A 17,974-nucleotide genomic window follows, 5' to 3' on the forward strand; every position below is an offset into this window, starting at 1 on the left:
CTCTTTTTCGTTCGCAGGAGGCACCCATGGCCCATCCCATTTCCGTCACCCTGATCGGCGTACCCACCGATGTGGGCGCGGGCCATCGCGGGGCGCGGCTGGGGCCGGAAGCCCTGCGCGTGGCCGGCCTGCCCGAGGCGCTGGCCGCGCGCGGCGTGGACGTGCGCGACCTGGGCAACCTGGACGGCCCGCGCAACCCGTGGACGGCACCGGTGGCCGGCTACCGCCATCTGGATGAAGTGGTGGCCTGGAACCGTGCACTGATGGAGGCCAGCTACGCCGAACTGCAGGCCGGGCGCATGCCGATCATGCTGGGCGGCGACCATTGCCTGGGCATCGGTTCGATCACCGCCGTGGCGCGCTGGTGCCGTGAGCAGGGCAAGACCCTGCGCGTGCTGTGGCTGGATGCGCATTCGGATTTCAACACCAGCGATGTCACCCCGTCGGGCAACATCCACGGCATGCCGGTGGCCTGCCTGTGCGGCCTGGGCCCGGATGAACTGACCCGGCTGGGCGGCAGCGCCCCGGCCATCGCCCCCACCCAGGTGCACCAGATCGGCATCCGTTCGGTGGACCCGGACGAGAAGCGCCTGATCAAGACCCACCGGGTTGATGTGTACGACATGCGCTACATCGATGAGAACGGCATGAAGCGCACGGTGGAAGCGGCGCTGGCCGGTGTGGATGAGAACACCCACCTGCATGTCAGCTTCGACGTGGACTTCCTTGACCCCAGCATCGCCCCCGGCGTGGGCACCACCGTGCCGGGCGGGGTGAACTACCGCGAGGCGCAGCTGGTGATGGAAATGATTGCCGACAGCGGCCGTATGGGTTCGCTGGACATCGTGGAACTGAACCCGCTGCTGGACAACCACAACACCACCGCCGAGCTGGCCGTGGACCTGGTGGAGAGCCTGTTCGGCAAATCCACCCTGATGCGCGACTGAGCCTGCCTGCCGCAGTCTGAATGGCCAGCAGCGCCGTTCACACTCGCTCCACGCCGTTGCCGCCAGATTGCACGTCAAGCGACGGCGGTGCCTTCGGGTACCGCCGCCAACCGACAGAATCCGACCCGCGATGTGCGCGGTGTAGCGGCCAACCCAAGGAGAAGCTCATGAAGCGTGTAGTTGCCCTGATGCTGTTGTCGATGTTCTCGGTGGCCATGCTGTCCGGCTGCAATACCGTTGCCGGTGCCGGCAAGGATGTGCAGAAGGCTGGCGAAAAGGTCGAGGATGCCGCCAAGGGCAACTGAGCCTGCGGTGGTGCGACACACGGAAAGGCCGGGCATGTCCCGGCCTTTTTCGTGCGTGCGTGCAGGCGCGGTGCAACGCGCCGGGTAGTGAACCATTCAAGCAGGTGAGCATGCTTTTCATGGTGGGTTGACCGCTGTTCAACAGGCAGTGCGCGAAGCTGGAGTCACGGTAAGAACGCCGTTGCAACCAAGGATTCCAGCAATGAACAAAGACATCATTTCCGGCAAGTGGTCGCAGCTGAAGGGCAAGGCCCAGGCCAAGTGGGGCGATCTGACCAACGATGATTTCGATGTGGCAGAAGGCAACGCGGAGTATCTGGCTGGCCGTCTGCAGGAACGCTACGGCTGGGCGAAGGACCGTGCCGAGAAGGAAGTCAGCGAGTTCTCGGACAGCGTGCGCAAGGATTATCCGGACTTCAGGTAAGTCCCGCGCTCAGGCACCTGAGCGTCCCCACAGCCCGACGCCCGCGCCGAAATGGTGCGGGCGTCGTGCTGTGTGCGCTCAGCGCGCCGGCGGATCGGGCACGTAGCGGTTGGGGAAGGCCTGCGGTTCCTGCACCAGGCGTGACGGTGCATCCAGGCGGATGCCACGTGCGCGCAGGTTGCGGGCGCTGTCGTAGCGCAGCTGCACCACCTGGGTGGGCGTGCGGCTGGCGCGCTCGAACTGGGTATCGCGCACCTGCGAGTACTCGCGCTCGCCATGGCCGGTGCCCAGCGCCGGGGCCTGGCTGCGCGCCTTGCTGGCGCTGCTGCTTTCCATGCGGCTGGCACTGGCGTCGGCCGCGGCGGATTCGGCGGCGGGGGCCGGCGCGGCCGGTGCCGGCGGCGGCAGATGGCGCAGCGGCGGACGCGGGGTGGGGCGCCAGCGGTAGGCCTCGTTGAACACCGCCATGCCGACCACGCCGATGTTGTCCGGCCGCCCGGTGCGGCTGGCATAGCTGCCGCCGGGGCTGCTGAAGACGAACTGGGCCACTTCGTCCTGGCTCTTGCGCCAGCCGGTGATGTCCGCGCTCTGGCCCGGGTCGAGCACGTAGCCGGTCTGCGACGGATCGGCATCTTCGCCGGAAATGGCATTGATGCCGTCCACCGACAGCACCACCAGCACCCGCCGGGGGCTGTCGTTGTACAGGCGCACGGCGTAGCGGTGGCCGCGTTCCCCGGCCACCCACTGCTGGCCGTCGGCGGCATAGCTGCGCAGTTCGGTATCGCGGTCGCGGTCCACCAGCACCATCCGCACCGGTTGTTGCGGGTAGGGGGCCGACGGCGGCGGGGCGGGCCGGAAGCCGGCCAGGGGCAGGATCAGCAGCAGGGGCAGCAGGCGCTTCATGGCAGGTCTCCGGTGGGCTCGAGTGAACAAACGCACGGCCGGCCCCGACGGGGTTGGCCCGGCACGCGGTAAACTGGCCCCGTTCATCGAAGGTTTCCGCACGCAGTCATGACGACCCGAGTCCTTACCGGCATCACCCCCTCCGGCACGCCCCACCTGGGCAATTACGTTGGCGCCATCCGCCCGGCGATCGCCGCCAGCCGCGCGCCGGATATCGAAAGCTTCTTCTTCCTGGCCGACCTGCACAGCCTGATCAAGGCCCAGGACCCGCAGCGCACCCAGCGCGCGACCCTGGAAATCGCCGCCAGCTGGCTGGCCTGCGGCCTGGATCCGGAACACGTGTGGTTCTACCGGCAGAGCGATATCCGCGAAACCACCGAACTGATGTGGTTCCTGACCGCCATCGCCAGCAAGGGCATCCTCAACCGTGCCCATGCCTACAAGGCGGCGGTGGACAAGAACCGCGAGGAAGGCGTGGACGAAGATGCCGGCGTGAGCGCCGGTCTGTTCATGTATCCGGTGCTGATGGCCGCCGACATCCTGATCTTCAAGGCCAACCAGGTGCCGGTGGGCCGTGACCAGATCCAGCACATCGAAATGGCGCGCGACTTCGCCCAGCGCTTCAACCACGTGTACGGCAAGGAGTATTTCCCGCTGCCCGAGGTGGTGATCGACGAGCAGGTGGCCACCCTGGCCGGCCTGGACGGCCGCAAGATGAGCAAGAGCTACCACAACACCATTCCGCTGTTCGCCCCACGCGAGGAGCTGAAGAAGCTGGTGTTCTCGATCCTGACCGATTCGCGCGCACCGGGTGAACCGAAGGACACCGAAGGTTCGGCGCTGTTCCAGATGTACCAGGCCTTCGCCAGCGCCGAGCAGACCGCCGCGTTTGCCCAGGCCTTCGCCGAGGGCATCAGCTGGGGCGATGCCAAGCAGCAGCTGTTCGAGCGCATCGACAGCGAACTGTCGCCGCTGCGTGAGCGCTACAACGCGCTGATGGCCGAACCGGAAAAGATCGAAGCGCTGCTGAAGCGCCGCGGCCAGCAGCTGCGCGAACAGCTGGCCATGCCGCTGCTGGACGAACTGCGCCACGCCGTGGGCCTGCGCGATCTGTCCAGCGCAGGCGACATCGCCAGCGAAGACGCCGGCGTGGCCCGCGTGGCCCCGCCGCTGTTCAAGCAGTACCGCGAGAAGGACGGCCGCTTCTACTTCAAGCTGACCGCCGGCGACGGCACGCTGCTGATCCAGAGCGAAGGCTTCGATTCGCCGCGTGATGCCGGCCAGCTGATTGCCGTGCTCAAGCAGGCCGAGCAGGGCGACGCACTGCAGAGCGAGCTGTTCAAGCTGGAAGCCGACGTAGAGGCCGTGCTGGCCGCACTGGCGGCGCTGCGCGCCGAGTAACGTGGCCCTTGTAGCGTCGAGCTTGCTCGACTTCGCCCTGATGTAGAGTCGAGCCATGCTCGACTGCTGTTGATCCGCCAGTCGAGCATGGCTCGACTCTACAGAAGGGCCGTCGAGCAAGCTCAACGCTACGTACCACACGCAAACATAGGGGGAGTCTGCAATGGCCTGGTTGTCGCTGCTGCTGTTCCTGCCCTGGTTCCTGCTGCTGGGCAGCCTGTACTGGCTCTTCCCGCGCCAGCCGCGCACCCTGCGGCGGCGCGTGTTCGACAGCGCCAGCCTGGTGCTGGCCTTCGTGCTGAGCATCGTGGCCATGCTGTGGGGCCACCATATCGGCCTGGTGCAGGCCGGTGCCGGCCCGATCTGGCCGCAGGTGCTGGCCGTGCTGTACGCCTACGGCGCGTTCCTGGCAGTGCTGGTGCTGGCACTGCTGCTGCGGCCGAGGTACCTGCAAAGGTAGCGTCGACTGTTGGTCGACTGCTCTCCTGCCGGGCATCGCCAAAAATCCGCGCTTCGCGCGAAGTCGACTGACAGTCGACTCTACCCCCGGCCCCCGTGCCCCTCCGACCAAAGCCGCATCGAACCCGCCCCCTGCGGCGGCCTACCATGGGCGTCTGTTCCTGATCCTGCCAGGTGCGTGCCGATGACCGCCGACCCCAGCATCCACACCATCGATACCGGTTTCCAGCGGGCGCAGTTCGATGCCGCCTACCTGATCGTGGAAAACGGTCGCGCCGCCTTCGTCGACTGCGGTACCGGCCTGTCGGTACCGGCGATGCTGCAGGCGTTGGCCGATGCCGGCCTGGGCCCGGAAGCGGTGGACTGGCTGCTGCTGACCCACGTGCACCTGGACCACGCTGGCGGCGCCGGCCTGCTGATGCAGCAGTTGCCCAATGCCCGTGCCGTGCTGCACCCGCGCGGCGCACCGCACATGATCGACCCCACCCGGCTGATTGCCGGCGCCACCGCGGTGTACGGCGCCGAGGAAATCGCGCGCAGTTACGGCCGCATCGAGCCCATTGCCGAAGACCGTGTGGTGGTGGCCGACGATGGCCACCGCATCGATCTGGCCGGCCGCGAACTGTTGCTGCTGCACACCCCCGGCCATGCGCTGCACCATTACTGTGTGTGGGATGCGCGCAGCCGCAGCTGGTTCACCGGCGATACCTTCGGCATTTCCTACCGCGAACTGGACAGCGCCAAGGGCGCCTTCATCTTCCCGACGTCTTCGCCGGTGCAGTTCGATCCCGAGGCCATGAAGGCGTCGATCCAGCGCATGCTGGCGTACGACCCGCAGGCGATGTACCTGACCCACTACGGGCGGGTGCAGCAGGTGCCGGCGCTGGCGGCCGATCTGATCGAGCAGATCGATGCCATGGCCACCATCGGCCGCCAATGCGATGGGCGGCCTGATCGCCACCGCTGCCTGCTGGCGGCATTGCAGGCGCTGTACCTGGAACGCGCGCAGGCGCATGGCTGCGCGCTTGACCAGGCCGCGGTGGCCGAGGTGCTGGCCATGGATATCGAATTGAACGCGCAGGGCCTGGCCTGCTGGCTGGACCGCGTGCGTCGCTGAACGCAACGCGCGCCGTCATCGCACTGTCACGCTACACTGCAGGGCATCCCTTCCTGCCGTGGTATTGCCGTGAATCCGATGCGCGTGTTGCTGCTGTCGTCCTGCCTGTTCGTCGGAGGCCTGGCCCATGCGGCCAATGATCTGCCCGGTGGCGGCATCGATCCGCAGGCGCTGTCGCGCCACGTGCGCGTGCTGGCCTCGGACGAGTTCGAGGGCCGCGCCCCGGCCACGGCAGGCGAAGAGCGCACGGTGCAGTACCTGATCGAACAGTTCCGCAGCTATGGCCTGCAGCCCGGTGGTGCCGATGGCAGCTGGGTGCAGCCGGTACCGCTGGTGCGTGCGCAGCTGGATGGCGCGGCCAAGGCCAGCCTGGCCCTGAAGGGCGGCAGCCGCGCGTTGGTGAACGGTGAGGACGTGACCCTGCAGAGCCTGCAGCCGCGCAAGCGCGTGCAGATCAAGAACGCACCGCTGGTGTTCGTCGGCTACGGCATCGATGCGCCGGAACGCCACTGGAACGATTACAAGGATGTGGATCTGCACGGCAAGATCGCCGTGGTGCTGATCAACGATGCCGACTTCGAAGCCGATGCGCCGGGCGCGTTCGACGGCAAGGCGGTGACCTACTACGGCCGCTGGACCTACAAGTTCGAAGAGGCCGCGCGCCGTGGCGCCGAGGGTGTGCTGATCGTGCACGAGACCGCCCCGGCCGCCTACGGCTGGGCCACGGTGAAGAGCTCGGGCACCTCGCCGCTGTTCGATATCGAGCGCAGCAACGCCGAGGCGATGGCCCAGCACACGCCGCTGCGTGGCTGGATGCAGCGCTCGTTGGCCGAGGCGATCTTCGCCGACGCCGGCCTGGATTTCGACGCCGAGAAGCGCAAGGCCATGCAGGCCGACTTCCGCCCGGTGCAGCTGGACAATGCCCGTCTCAGCGCGGAATTCGCGCTTAAGCGCGAACAGGTGGTGACCCGCAACGTGGTGGCCAAGCTGCCCGGTGGCGAGCACGGCGATGAGGCCGTGATCTTCTCGGCGCACTGGGATGCCTTCGGCATCGGCCAGCCCGACGCCAAGGGAGACCGCATCCGCCGCGGTGCGATCGACAACGCCACGGGCGTGGCCACGGTGCTGGAGCTGGGCCGGGTGTTCGCCGCCGGCCCGCAGCCGCAGCGCACGCTGTTCTTCGTGGCCCTGACCGCTGAAGAAAAGGGCCTGCTGGGCGCCAGCTACTACGCGGCGCACCCGCTGGCACCGCTGGAAAAGACCGCCGCCGTGCTGAACATCGAAATGTTCAGCCCCGATGGCGCCACCCGCGATATTGCCTCGTGGGGCAAGGGCCGCGTGTCGCTGGAAGGGGATCTGGAGCGCGTCGCCAAGGCTCGCGGCCGCAGCTACAGCCCGGACCCCAATCTGGAAGCCGGCTTCTTCTACCGCGCTGACCACTTCGCCTTCGCCCGCCTGGGCGTGCCGGCCATCACCATCGGCCCGGGCCTGGACAAGCTGGAAGGTGGCGTGGAAGCCGGCCGTGCGCTGCGTGAGAAGTACTTCGCCGACTGCTACCACCAGGCCTGCGATGCCTGGACCCCCAGCTGGGACCCGGCCGGCCATGCCGCCGATACCCTGCTGGTGTACGACCTGGGCGCCGAACTGGCCAACAGCCGCCGCTGGCCGACCTGGGAAGAAGCGTCCGAATTCCGCGGCGCCCGCGAGAAGAGCGAAGCCGCCCGCCGCTGATGGCGCGGCGGCTGGATCGGCCGTGGTGGCGTGGGGATGACCTCGCCGCCATGATGCCTGCGATACGGCAACGGCGCCATGACGCCTGCGATATGGCAACGGCGCCATGACACCTGCGGTAGAGTCGACTGTTAGTCGACTTCGCGCGAAGCGCGGGTTTCATGCGTCGGACGGGAAGGCAGTCGACTAACAGTCGACTCTACCCAGTCGACTCTACCCAGCCGCCGTCACCCAGTCGCCATCACCCAGTCGACATCAATCGCGTCGCCGTTACCGCCGGCCACGAAGCAGCCGCCATGCGCCCCAGGCACTGGCGAGCAGGGCGGCTACATACAGACCTGCCCGCGGACCGGACGCCAGCGGGCGGCCGGGGTTCTCACCGCGATGCAGTTGCAGGTTCATGGGCGTGGTATCGCCGCCCAGCACGGTGGCCAGCGCCACCAGCAGGGCAAGGCAGAACAGCAGCAGGGCGATGCCGAAACCGATACGCGGCCATTGGGCCTGCGCGGGTGGGCGTCGCAGCAGCCAGGCCAGCGTCGTGGCCAGGGCTGTGCCCAAGGCCACCCACATCAGTGGGGTGGCCGGGTAAACCGCAGCCACCGGCATTGCACCGGTGGCTGCCATCAGGACCGCAGCGTTACTTGCGGGTGCCGTCGAGCCAGTTCGGGCCCTTGTTGGTGAGGAAGAACACATAGACCACCAACGATACCGCGATCGTGGCGGTCACGTAGATGGCGAACCAGTCCACGTGGCCGGTCTTCAGCGCGCCCTGGTACAGCAGCGGCGCGGTGCCACCGAACAGCGAATTGGCCAGCGCGTAGCCCAGGCCCACGCCCAGCGCACGAATGTGGGCGGGGAACAGTTCGGCCTTCACCACGGCGTTGATTGAGGTGTAGCCGGTGAGGATGACGAAGCCCAGCGCCAGGGTCAGGAAGGCGAGGGTGGCATCATGCTGGTGCGGCAGCTGGGTGATCAGGTACCAGCTGTACAGCACGCCGCCCACGCCGAAGAACACCAGCAGGCTCTTGCGGCCGATGATGTCCGACAGCCAGCCGCCCACCGGCTGCAGCACCATCAGGAACGTCAGCACGCCCAGGTTGACCAGGGTGGCGGTCATCGGGTCGTCGGCGGCGAACGCGCTCTGGATCATCTTCGGGCCGTTCACCGAGTAGGTGTAGAAGGCAATGGTGCCGCCGGCGGTGATCAGGAAGCACAGCAGCAGCGGGCGCCACTGGTGCACGAACAGTTCGTACATCGAACCGGACTTCTTCGCCTTGCCTTCGCGCGCGGCTTCGATCGACGATTCTTCCATCGTCTCGTCCATGCCACGGCGCAGCCAGAACACCACTACGGCAGCGATACCGCCGATGCCGAAGGCGATGCGCCAGCCGAACTCGGAGATTTCCGGCTTGCCCCAGAAGTTCAGCATCAGGAACAGGGTGAGCTGGGCCAGCACATGGCCACCGACCAGGGTGACGTAGTGGAACGAGGACAGGAAGCCGCGGCGGCCGGGAATGGCGGCCTCGGACATGTAGGTGGCGCTGGCGCCGTACTCACCACCGGTGGCGAAGCCCTGCAGCAGGCGCGCGAACAGCAGGATGATCGCTGCCCAGATGCCGATGCTGGCCGCGGTGGGGGTAATGGCGATCAGGAACGAGCAGACGGCCATCAGCGTGACCGACACAGTGAGCGCCAGGCGGCGGCCATGGCGGTCGGCGAAGCGGCCGAAGAACCAGGCACCGATGGGGCGCATCAGGAACGTGGCGGCGAAGATCGCCCACACGTACATGGTGGAGTTCTTGTCTTCGGGCGAGAAGAACTGCGATTCGAAGTACACGGCGAACACCGAGTACACGTAGACGTCATACCACTCCACCAGATTGCCGGCGGAGCCTTTGAGGGTATTGGAGATCGATCGGCGCAGCGCGGCGCCGTCGGTGCTGGGGACAGCGGAATGGGACGTGGTGCTCATCCGGTTGGGGATCCTCGATGCGGCGCTTCCGTGCGGGAAAGATCGGTGCCAGCCGCGCGCGGGGCGCTGGCGGTCAGCCTCCTGGGTACTGCATCCCATGTCAACGCCAGGTGCCGGAACAGGCGGGGCAGGGCATGGGACCGCACAGGATGACAGCGGCGAGGGGGAGGGACCATAGCTAGATCGTCGTACGCGATGCAGCCGAACCCACTAGAATCCGGCTTCCCCCGGCTTTCTGGTGCGTCATGTCGGCTCCCCCTGTTTCTTCTGCGGCTGCCCCCCGGGGCGGCCTTGTCGCGTTGGCACTGCTGCTGGTCTACGTGGTCTGGGGATCCACCTACCTGGGCATCGCCAAGGCCCTGCACGGCGGCGCGCTGCCGCTCACCATGGTCTCTGGCAGCCGATTCATCATTGCCGGCGGGCTGATGTACCTGGCCCTGCGGGTGTTCTTGAAGCTGCCCCGGCCGACCCTGCGGCAGTGGCGCAACCTGGTCATCATGGGTGTGACCATGCTGGTGCTGGGCAACGGCATGGTGGTGTTGGCCGAACGCGAGGTGTCGTCGGGCCTGGCGGCCACGGCGGTGGCCTCGGTGCCGCTGTGGATGGCGCTGTTTTCCGCGCTGCGCGGCCAGCACGCCAGCCGTGGCGAGTGGCTGGGCATCGCGGTGGGCTTCGTCGGCGTGGTGTGGCTGAACGCGGGCAGCAGCCTGACCGCTTCGCCCACCGGGCTGGTGCTGCTGTTGATTGCCCCGATCGGCTGGGCGTTCGGCTCGGTCTGGGCGCGCGGGCTGGATCTGCCCGGCCCGTTCATGACCGCCGCCGGGCAGATGCTGTGCGGTGGCGTGCTGCTGGTGATGATCGGCCTGGCCGTGGGCGAACGCCCGACCACCCTGCCCGATACCGGTGGCCTGCTGGCGATGGCCTACCTGTGCGTGTTCGGCTCCATCGTGGCCTTCACTGCCTATGTCTGGCTGCTGCACAACGTGCGCCCGGCGCTGGCCGGCAGCTATGCCTACGTGAACCCGGTGATCGCGGTGCTGCTGGGCGCGGCATTGAATGGCGAGCGCTTCGGCTGGCGCGATTTCCTGGCCATGGCGGTCATCCTGCTGGGCGTGGTGGTGCTGACCATGGCCCGGACCCGAAACAAGTGAACTGACGAAGTGAGCATGACGCAGTGAGCATCGACGAAAAAGAACAACACCGCGGCCTGCTGGTCACCGCCTCCACCTTCGTGCTGTGGGGGCTGGTGCCGGTGTACTGGCACCTGCTCAACGAGGTGCCTTCGTTCCAGATCATCGCCCACCGCATCATCTGGTCCACCGTGCTGGTGGTGGCCTGGCTGCTGCTGAGCGCACGCCTGGGCTGGTGGCAGAAGATCGCCGCGCAGCCGCGCGCGCTGCCGATCCTGGCCGTATCCAGCCTGACCATTGCCTTCAACTGGGGCCTGTACATCTGGGCGGTGAACGCCGGCCATGTGATCGAAACCAGCCTGGGCTACTTCATCAATCCGCTGGTGAACGTGCTGCTGGGCGTGCTGGTGCTGAAGGAACGGCTGCGCCGCCTGCAGTGGGTGGCGGTGGGCATGGCTGCGGTGGGCGTGGCCTGGCTGACCATCGATGCGGGCACGCCGCCATGGATCGCGCTGGGCCTGGCCTGCTCGTTCGGGCTGTACGGGCTGCTGCGCAAGCTGGTGTCGGTCGATCCGGTGGCCGGCCTGGGCGTGGAAAGCCTGTACCTGTTCCTGCCGGCGCTGGGCTTTGCGATCTGGGCCGAGAACGGCCACGGCGGCGCGTTCTTCCACGGCTGGGGCTGGCGCAACGATCTGCTGCTGGTGTTCGGCGGGGTGGTGACAGCCGTGCCGTTGATCGGCTTCGCCTACGGGGTGAAGCGTATTCCGCTGTCGCTGGTCGGCATCCTGCAGTACATCGCGCCCAGCCTGCAGCTGCTGCTGGGCGTGTTCTTCTTCCATGAAGCATTCGATACCGGCAAGGCGATTGGGTTTGCGGTGATCTGGGCCGGACTGGTGCTGTTCGTGGCCGAGAACGTGCGGGCGATGCGCGCAGCGCGGGGTCGGATCCCTTCGCAGCGCGAAGGGCTCTGACCCCAGGGCCTGCGAAGACGATGGGGTCAGAGCCCTTCGCCATGCGAAGGGATCCGACCCCAGGACCGCGGAAAAAAGAACGGCGCCCCGAGGGGCGCCGTTCTGCTTCCATCTCCGGCCAGGAGAGAGTTGGCCGGAACGGGAACGCGGGTGCAGTGCTTAGAAGCGCTGCTGGTACTTCATGTACATGAAACGACCGATGTCGAAGCCGCCGTAGTAGACGAAGCTGCTGTTCGGCTGGCTGTACATGATCGGACCCTGGTGGTCGAACACGTTGTTCAGGCCCAGCGACACGGTGCCGTCCCACGGCAGGGCGTAACGCACCTGCAGGTCGTGGAAGGTGTTCGAACCCACCTTGTTGGTCGGCGAGGCATCGGTGTAGGCCGAGCTGAAGCCCGGCATGTTGCACTCGTCCATGTAGGAGCACTTCTCCTTCATGCTGGAGTAGTAGCGCGCGGTCCAACCGATGCCCAGGTTGCCGTACTGCCAGTCCAGGTTGAAGGTCGAACGCACGCGGAAGTTGCCGCCCCAGCTGGTCAGCTGTTCCACCGGAGTGGTCGCGGCGTTGTCGTTACGCTGCTCCAGGTAGTCGGTGTAGGTGGTGTTCCAGGTGACGGCGAACTTGCCGAACGCGGTTTCCGGCAGGCGGTAGCGCGCGCTGATGTCATAGCCGGCGGTTTCGCGGTAGCCGGCGTTGACCAGCGAACGGTCCAGCGCATTGACCTGGCCGTTGCTGCCGCGGGTGAAGCGGCCGCACGCGGCGTCCGAACCCTGCACGTAGCACTGTTCCAGGATGTTGGTGGCCGACTCGCCAACGATGGCGTTGTCGATGCGGATCTTCCACCAGTCCAGGCTCAGGTCCAGGCCCTGCACGAAGTCGGGGCTGTAGACCAGGCCGACGGTCCAGGTCTTGGCGGTTTCCGGCTTCAGGTTCGGGTTGGAACCCGAATTGAAATCGGTGGTGGCCTGCTGGCCCGGCTTGCTGGCCACGCTGCCATCGCTGTTGAGCTGGCGGAAGTTGGCCGGCACGTTCAGGGCCTTGCAGCGTGCAGCCACGGTGGCGCTGGTGGCGGCGGTGCCGAAGGAGGTATCGCACGGATCGGTGAACGAATCGCGGCTGCTGACAGTGCCGCCGTACAGGTCGTCAACGGTGGGCGCACGGAAGCCGGTGCCGTAGGTGGCGCGCACCAGCAGGCTGTCGATCGGCTTCCATTTCAGGCCGAACTTGCTGTTGGTGGTGGAACCGAAGTTGTTGTAGTCCGAATAACGACCGGCCACGTCCAGCGACAGTTCACGGGCGAAGGCCATGTCGGCCAGCAGCGGCACCTGCAGTTCCAGGTAGACCTCGTTGAGCGAGTAGTCGCCCTGGGTCGGCTGGCCGCTGGTGCCGGCAATCTGGCCGTTCTGCACCATCAGGTCCGGGGTGTAGCGCGCTTCTTCGGTGCGGTGCTCGAAGCCCATGGCGGCCATGATGTCACCGGCCGGCAGCGAGAACAGCGAACCGGAGATGTTGGCGCTGGCCACCTTGGTGGTGGTCTGGCTCTTGTCCACGAAGCGGGCGAACAGGTAGTCCTGCACGTCCTGGTTGCTCAGCGAGCCCGGGCCGGTGTAGCCCATCGGCGCGGCCGGGTTCCACGGCACGCAGCCGGCGATCACCGCATCGCGGGTGCCGCAGTAGGCAACGCCGTTTTCGATGAACGACGGGCCCACGGCCAGGTTCACGTTCGGCTGGTACATGCTGCCGGTGCCGACGCGCTCGCCTTCATTGCGGTTGTAGGTGTAGCTGACGTTCCAGTCCCAGTAACGCGAACCGGTTTCGAAGCTGCCTTCCAGGCCCAGGCTGCCGCGCTTGGTTTCCAGGGTGTTTTCGGTGCCGCGCAGCATCTCTTCGGTGCGGTGCGAGAACAGCACGTCCTGGCCCCACAGGTTGAACGCGCTGTCCTTGGACAGGGCGGCACGGGTGCCATTGCGCGACTGCGCGGCGGTGACCGAGTACGGGTAGCCGGCCAGGTGCTTGGTCGATTCGCGCTTGCTGTACATCGCATCGGCAACCAGGCGCAGGTTGTCGGTGAACAAGAAGCCACCGTTGGCGAACACCGAGGTGCGCTCCAGGCCGGTCAGCAGGCTCATGTTGGTCTTGGTGTTGGCACCATCGGCCGGGTTGGGCGTATGGAAGTTCGCCGCATCGGTCGGGTCACCGCCCGGGCCGACGGTCAGTGCCTTGCCACCCACGGTGACGCTGCCCCACGGCGTGGTGCCGTTCAGACCGTCATTGGGGTGGCGCGGGCCGTTGACGTAGCGGCTGAACTCGCGCGCGCCGCCCATCACTTCGTCTTCCTTGGTGCGCTCGGCACCCACGCTGAACCAGCCGCGGTCGAAGGTCTTGCCGAAGGTAGCGCTGTAGGAGCGCTTCTGGCCGTCGCCTTCACCGTACTGGCCGACGTAGACGCTGGCTTCGCCACCGTCGAAGTTCTTGCGGGTGATGATGTTGACCACACCGGCGATGGCGTCCGAGCCGTACAGCGCCGAAGCGCCGTCGGTCAGCACTTCCACGCGCTCGACGATGGCCGAAGGAATGGAGGCCAGATCCGAATAACCGCCGGCGCTGACGCCCATGCGGCGGCCGTCGATCAGCACCAGGCTGCGTTCCGGGCCCAGGTTGCGCAGGCTGACATACATGCCGCCGAAGTCGCGCGAGGAGGTCAGCGAGGAGGCGCGGCTCATGCTCGGCGAACCGGCAGCGGTCACGTCCTGCAGGATGTCGGCAACGTTGACGTAGCCCTTCTTCTCGATCTCGGCGCGGTTGAGCGCAACCACCGGCTGGGCGGTTTCGACACTGGCCTGGCGGATGCGCGAGCCGGTGATCTCGATGCGGTCGAGGTTGGTGGTGTTGTCGCCTGCATCCTGTGCAAAGGCGGGGGTGGTGCAGCTGGCGGCCAGCGCGAGGGTGATCGCGTTGCGCAGCGGGGTGGTCTTCAGGAACATCCGTGAAATCTCGTGTTTCAGAAAAAAACATGCGCCCGTTCTGTGGGCGCGGAGGGTGCTGCAAACCAACGTGGGGGGCGCGATTCTAGAGTGTTTTCATTCGTAACTGTTTGTCCCGGCGTGTCACCTGCGCGCGAAAATGAATCGCAACCAACAATCCACAGGCTGGATGTGCGCAGCATCACGCGCGCGCTGTTTTGCATGCGCAGAGGCATCGATAGCGGCAGGTATTGAGTGATCTGTAATGCGCGTGGTGTGCGGTGGTTCATCCACGCATGGCGTGGATCTACTGCATGGCGCCCGCGCAATGACGGCCGGTGGATCCACGCCATGCGTGGATGGCGCGCCAAAAAAAACGGGCGAAGCCTTCGCTTCGCCCGCTCACATCCATCACTACCTACACCCGTGCGTTGATCAGGTCTCGCGCAGCGCCGTGGTGATCGGCAACCGCGCCGCACGCAGCGCCGGGAACAAGCCGCCGACCAGGCCGATGCCCAGCGCCCACTTCAAGCCGGTCCACAGCAGTTCCGGCGACACATGGAACTTGAACACCACCGCGCTGAAGTTGCTGCCGATCGTGGACACGCTGTAGCCATTGAACACCAGCCACGCCACGGCGCAGCCCAGCAGGCCGCCCAGCAGCGCCAGCAGCATGGTTTCCAGCATTACCGCGGTCACCACCGGCAGGCTGCGGAAGCCGATCGCGCGCATGGTGGCGATCTCGCGCGCACGCGTGGCCACTGCCGCATACATGGTGTTGAGCGCGCCGAACACCGCGCCCACCGCCATGATGGTGCCGATCACCTTGCCAAGGATGTCGATCAGCTTGGTCAGGCCACCGCCCTGCTTGCTGTAGTACGCACGGGTGGTTTCCACGTCCAGCTTCAGGCGCGGATCGGCGGCAACGGCGGCCTTGAACTGCTCGAAGCCGGGCTTGCCTTCGGTCCGCACGCTGATCGACTGCCAGGCACTGCGCTGGTAGGTGGTGGCCAGGGTATCGGCGTCGGTCCACAGTTCCGAATCGTGCGCATCGCCGGTGGCGAACACACCCACCACGGTCCAGCTCTGGTTGCCCAGGGTGAGGGTCTTGCCCACTTCCATATCGCGGAACTGGCCCTGCGCACCCTGGCCGACCACGATCTCGCGCAGGCCGGCGCTGAACTTGCGACCCTGCACGATCTTCACCTTGTCATGCACGGCCCAGGCCTGCGGGCCAACGCCGCGGAACTGCGCGTTGACATCGGTACCGTCGGCGCGCGAAACCAGGTTCACCACCTGCGACAGTTCCGGCGACAGCAGCGGGCGGCCTTCGCCATCGCGCGCCACGCCGGGCAGGGTGGACAGAGTGGGCACCTGTTCGCGGGTGATGACCGAGTTGGTTTCCGCCTGCGAACCGCCGCGCAGCACGATGGCGGTGGTGTCATCGCCGGTGTTGCTGAGCGTGGCCTGGAAGCCTTCGCCCATGGCCAGCATGGCCACCAGCACGCCGACCACGCCGGCAATGCCGACCACGATCACCGAGGACGCGCCCCAGCGCTGCGGCAGGCTGGCCACGCCGATGCGGGTGGCGGCCAGTGCCAGCCGCCCACCGCGGGTCAGCAGCAGCCACAGCGCCACCAGCAGCGCCACGGCAAGCACGCCAAACCAGGGCAGGCCGATCCACAGCACCAGGCCCACCGCCAGCAGCAACACGGTGAAGGCGTTGCCGAACCACTTCTTGAGCTTGTTCATGGGGTGTCCTCCTCAGCGGCCGGCCAGTGCGTCGACGATCTTCAGGCGCTTGGCGCGCAACGCCGGCAGCAGGCCGACGATGATGCCGATCACCACGATCAGGCCCAGCCCCACCAGCCAGGTGGGCGTGGGGACGTGCGGCGGCAGCATGCCCATGCTCTTCGGGCCGATGGCTGGCAGGATCAGCGCGGCCAGGCCCATGCCGATCAGGCCGCCCAGGCCGATCAGCAGCACCGATTCCACCATCACCAGCGCCAGCACGGTGCTGTCCTTGAAGCCGAGGGTCTTCAGCGTGGCCAGTTCCGGCACGCGTTCGCGCACGGCCTGGGCCATGGTGTTGCCGGTCAGCAGCAGCAGGGTGAAGAACACCGCGCCCATGATCGAGGTCACGATCATGCCGATGTCAGCAAACTGCTTGACGAAGGCTTGCTGGAACGCCGATTCGGTCTGGGTCTTGGTCTCGTGGTCGGAATTGGCCCAGATCGCATCGATGGCCTGGGCCACGCGCGAGGCATGGTCCGGGTTGTCCAGGGTGACCGTGTACCAGCTCACCTGGTTCTTGATGTAGTCGTTGGATTCATCGAAGTACTTCCAGTTCATCATCAACTGGCGTTCTTCGTTGCCGGCCTGTGCGCGGTCCTTGGAACGGTAGATACCCTTCAGTTGCAGCGGCCAGTCGTTGCTGCCGCCGCGCGGGAAGATGGTGGCCTGCAGCGGAATGGTGTCGCCGATCTTCCAGCCGAACTGATTGGCCAGCGTTTCGCCCACGATGGCGCCGGTGCGCGTCTGCTTCCAGTCTTCCAGCTGTGCCGGGTCGATCTGCAGTTCGCGGTACACATCGAAGTAGTTGGGCGACACCGAGAAGTTGGGGAAGAAGTTCTTCGGGTCCTGGTAGATGCCGCCGAACCACATGCCATAGGCCACGTCGCGCACGCCGGCCACCTGCCGCACCTGGGTTTCCAGGCGGATCGGCAGCGACTGGGTGATGGACAGGCGCGAGGCGACGATCAGGCGGTTGGCACCTTCCACGCTGCCACCGGAATTGAAGGCCACGCGCACCGAATCGAGCATGCCGAACAGCAGGAACGCGGCCACCACCGACAGCAGGGTCAGCAGGGTGCGGGTACGGCTGCGGAACAGCTGCGCCCACACCAGGGAGAAGTATTTCATCGCCGCAGCCTCCGTCAGTGGGCCAGCGGGGCGTCGGCCAGCTCGCCCTTGTCCAGGTGCACCGTGTGGGTGGCGTACTCGGCGGCCTTCGGGTCATGGGTGACCATGATGATGGTCTTGCCGTGTTCGCGGTTGAGCTGCTGCAGCAGGCCCAGGATCTCCTCGGCCGACTGCCGGTCCAGATCGCCGGTGGGTTCGTCGCAGATCAGGAAGGTGGGGTCGGAAACGATGGCGCGGGCGATTGCCACGCGCTGCTGCTGGCCACCGGACAGTTCGTTGGGGCGATGGCTGCGGCGGTCGGCCAGGCCGACCAGGGTCAGCGCGATTTCGGCGTTGCGCTTGCGCTGGGCCGCGCTGAGGTGGGTCAGCAGCAGCGGCAGTTCCACGTTCTTCTGCGCGGTCAGCATCGGCATCAGGTTGTAGAACTGGAACACGAAGCCGACGTGGTGGCTGCGCCAGGTGGACAGCTGGCCGCCGCTCATCTGGTCGATGCGTTCGCCCTCGATGCTGATCTCGCCGCCGCTGGGGTTGTCCAGCCCGCCGATCAGGTTCAGCAGGGTGGTCTTGCCCGAACCGGACGGGCCCATCAGGGCAACGAAGTCACCGCGGGCGATGTCCAGGTCGATGCCGTGCAGCACCTGCACTTTTTCCGGGCCGCGTTGGTAGGTCTTGGTGATGTTGCGCAGTGAAACCAGGGTCGACATCGAGAATTCTCCACAGAGGCGGGA

Annotated in this window: 16 protein-coding genes; 9 read left to right on the forward strand and 7 right to left on the reverse strand. The window is 66.6% G+C overall.

What is annotated here, in order from left to right; all coding sequences use genetic code 11:
* Nucleotides 1–26: 26 nt before the first annotated feature.
* From rocF to C1933_RS01365, 3 genes are all read left to right on the forward strand, one after another.
* Complete coding sequence (gene rocF / locus C1933_RS01355; RefSeq protein WP_108748164.1) at nucleotides 27–947, forward strand: arginase; 921 nt, start codon at nucleotides 27–29, stop codon at nucleotides 945–947.
* A gap of 167 nt (nucleotides 948–1,114) precedes the next feature.
* Nucleotides 1,115–1,252, forward strand: coding sequence for an entericidin A/B family lipoprotein (locus C1933_RS01360; protein ID WP_108748165.1), 138 nt, complete (start codon nucleotides 1,115–1,117; stop codon nucleotides 1,250–1,252).
* A 202-nt stretch (nucleotides 1,253–1,454) separates the two neighbouring features.
* Nucleotides 1,455–1,676 carry a CsbD family protein gene (locus C1933_RS01365; RefSeq protein ID WP_108748166.1) on the forward strand — a complete coding sequence of 74 codons (222 nt, stop codon included), beginning with the start codon at nucleotides 1,455–1,457 and terminating at the stop codon, nucleotides 1,674–1,676.
* 78 nt (nucleotides 1,677–1,754) lie between these two features.
* Here C1933_RS01365 and C1933_RS01370 read toward each other — a convergent pair whose 3' ends face one another.
* Nucleotides 1,755–2,579, reverse strand: coding sequence for a hypothetical protein (locus tag C1933_RS01370; RefSeq protein ID WP_108751881.1), 825 nt, complete (start codon nucleotides 2,577–2,579; stop codon nucleotides 1,755–1,757).
* Between the two features lie 108 nt (nucleotides 2,580–2,687).
* Here C1933_RS01370 and C1933_RS01375 point away from each other — a divergent pair, with 108 nt between their 5' ends.
* The 4 genes from C1933_RS01375 to C1933_RS01390 all read left to right on the forward strand — a co-directional run bounded on the left by C1933_RS01375 (nucleotide 2,688) and on the right by C1933_RS01390 (nucleotide 7,287).
* Nucleotides 2,688–3,980, forward strand: a complete 1,293-nt coding sequence (locus C1933_RS01375) for a tryptophan--tRNA ligase (protein ID WP_108751882.1) — start codon at nucleotides 2,688–2,690, stop codon at nucleotides 3,978–3,980.
* Nucleotides 3,981–4,143: 163 nt separating this feature from the next.
* Complete coding sequence (locus C1933_RS01380) at nucleotides 4,144–4,440, forward strand: hypothetical protein (RefSeq protein ID WP_108751883.1); 297 nt, start codon at nucleotides 4,144–4,146, stop codon at nucleotides 4,438–4,440.
* 183 nt (nucleotides 4,441–4,623) lie between these two features.
* Nucleotides 4,624–5,556 carry an MBL fold metallo-hydrolase gene (locus tag C1933_RS01385; protein WP_108751884.1) on the forward strand — a complete coding sequence of 311 codons (933 nt, stop codon included), beginning with the start codon at nucleotides 4,624–4,626 and terminating at the stop codon, nucleotides 5,554–5,556.
* Between the two features lie 78 nt (nucleotides 5,557–5,634).
* Nucleotides 5,635–7,287 carry a M28 family metallopeptidase gene (locus C1933_RS01390; RefSeq protein WP_108751885.1) on the forward strand — a complete coding sequence of 551 codons (1,653 nt, stop codon included), beginning with the start codon at nucleotides 5,635–5,637 and terminating at the stop codon, nucleotides 7,285–7,287.
* Between the two features lie 270 nt (nucleotides 7,288–7,557).
* Here C1933_RS01390 and C1933_RS01395 read toward each other — a convergent pair whose 3' ends face one another.
* A complete protein-coding gene (locus tag C1933_RS01395; protein ID WP_234414707.1) occupies nucleotides 7,558–7,893 on the reverse strand; it encodes a hypothetical protein in 336 nt (111 codons plus the stop codon).
* Nucleotides 7,894–7,924: 31 nt separating this feature from the next.
* On the reverse strand, nucleotides 7,925–9,259 hold the full coding sequence (locus tag C1933_RS01400) for an MFS transporter (protein WP_108751886.1): 1,335 nt from the start codon (nucleotides 9,257–9,259) through the stop codon (nucleotides 7,925–7,927).
* A gap of 245 nt (nucleotides 9,260–9,504) precedes the next feature.
* Between C1933_RS01400 and yedA the strand changes: the two genes are divergently transcribed.
* Both yedA and rarD read left to right on the forward strand, forming a co-directional pair.
* A complete protein-coding gene (yedA, locus tag C1933_RS01405) occupies nucleotides 9,505–10,410 on the forward strand; it encodes a drug/metabolite exporter YedA (RefSeq protein ID WP_108751887.1) in 906 nt (301 codons plus the stop codon).
* A gap of 23 nt (nucleotides 10,411–10,433) precedes the next feature.
* Nucleotides 10,434–11,360, forward strand: coding sequence for an EamA family transporter RarD (gene rarD / locus C1933_RS01410; protein WP_108751888.1), 927 nt, complete (start codon nucleotides 10,434–10,436; stop codon nucleotides 11,358–11,360).
* Nucleotides 11,361–11,519: 159 nt separating this feature from the next.
* Here the strand turns inward: rarD and C1933_RS01415 are convergent, their stop codons facing one another.
* The 4 genes from C1933_RS01415 to C1933_RS01430 all read right to left on the reverse strand — a co-directional run bounded on the left by C1933_RS01415 (nucleotide 11,520) and on the right by C1933_RS01430 (nucleotide 17,950).
* Nucleotides 11,520–14,345 (reverse strand): TonB-dependent receptor, encoded by a 2,826-nt coding sequence (locus tag C1933_RS01415; RefSeq protein ID WP_108751889.1) that lies wholly within the window; start codon nucleotides 14,343–14,345, stop codon nucleotides 11,520–11,522.
* 414 nt (nucleotides 14,346–14,759) lie between these two features.
* Nucleotides 14,760–16,076 carry an ABC transporter permease gene (locus C1933_RS01420; RefSeq protein WP_108751890.1) on the reverse strand — a complete coding sequence of 439 codons (1,317 nt, stop codon included), beginning with the start codon at nucleotides 16,074–16,076 and terminating at the stop codon, nucleotides 14,760–14,762.
* A gap of 12 nt (nucleotides 16,077–16,088) precedes the next feature.
* Nucleotides 16,089–17,246, reverse strand: a complete 1,158-nt coding sequence (locus C1933_RS01425) for an ABC transporter permease (RefSeq protein ID WP_108751891.1) — start codon at nucleotides 17,244–17,246, stop codon at nucleotides 16,089–16,091.
* Nucleotides 17,247–17,260: 14 nt separating this feature from the next.
* Nucleotides 17,261–17,950 (reverse strand): ABC transporter ATP-binding protein, encoded by a 690-nt coding sequence (locus C1933_RS01430; RefSeq protein WP_004153799.1) that lies wholly within the window; start codon nucleotides 17,948–17,950, stop codon nucleotides 17,261–17,263.
* Nucleotides 17,951–17,974 lie beyond the last annotated feature (24 nt).

It is taken from the genome of Stenotrophomonas sp. ZAC14D2_NAIMI4_6, assembly GCF_003086875.1.
Lineage (GTDB): Bacteria > Pseudomonadota > Gammaproteobacteria > Xanthomonadales > Xanthomonadaceae > Stenotrophomonas.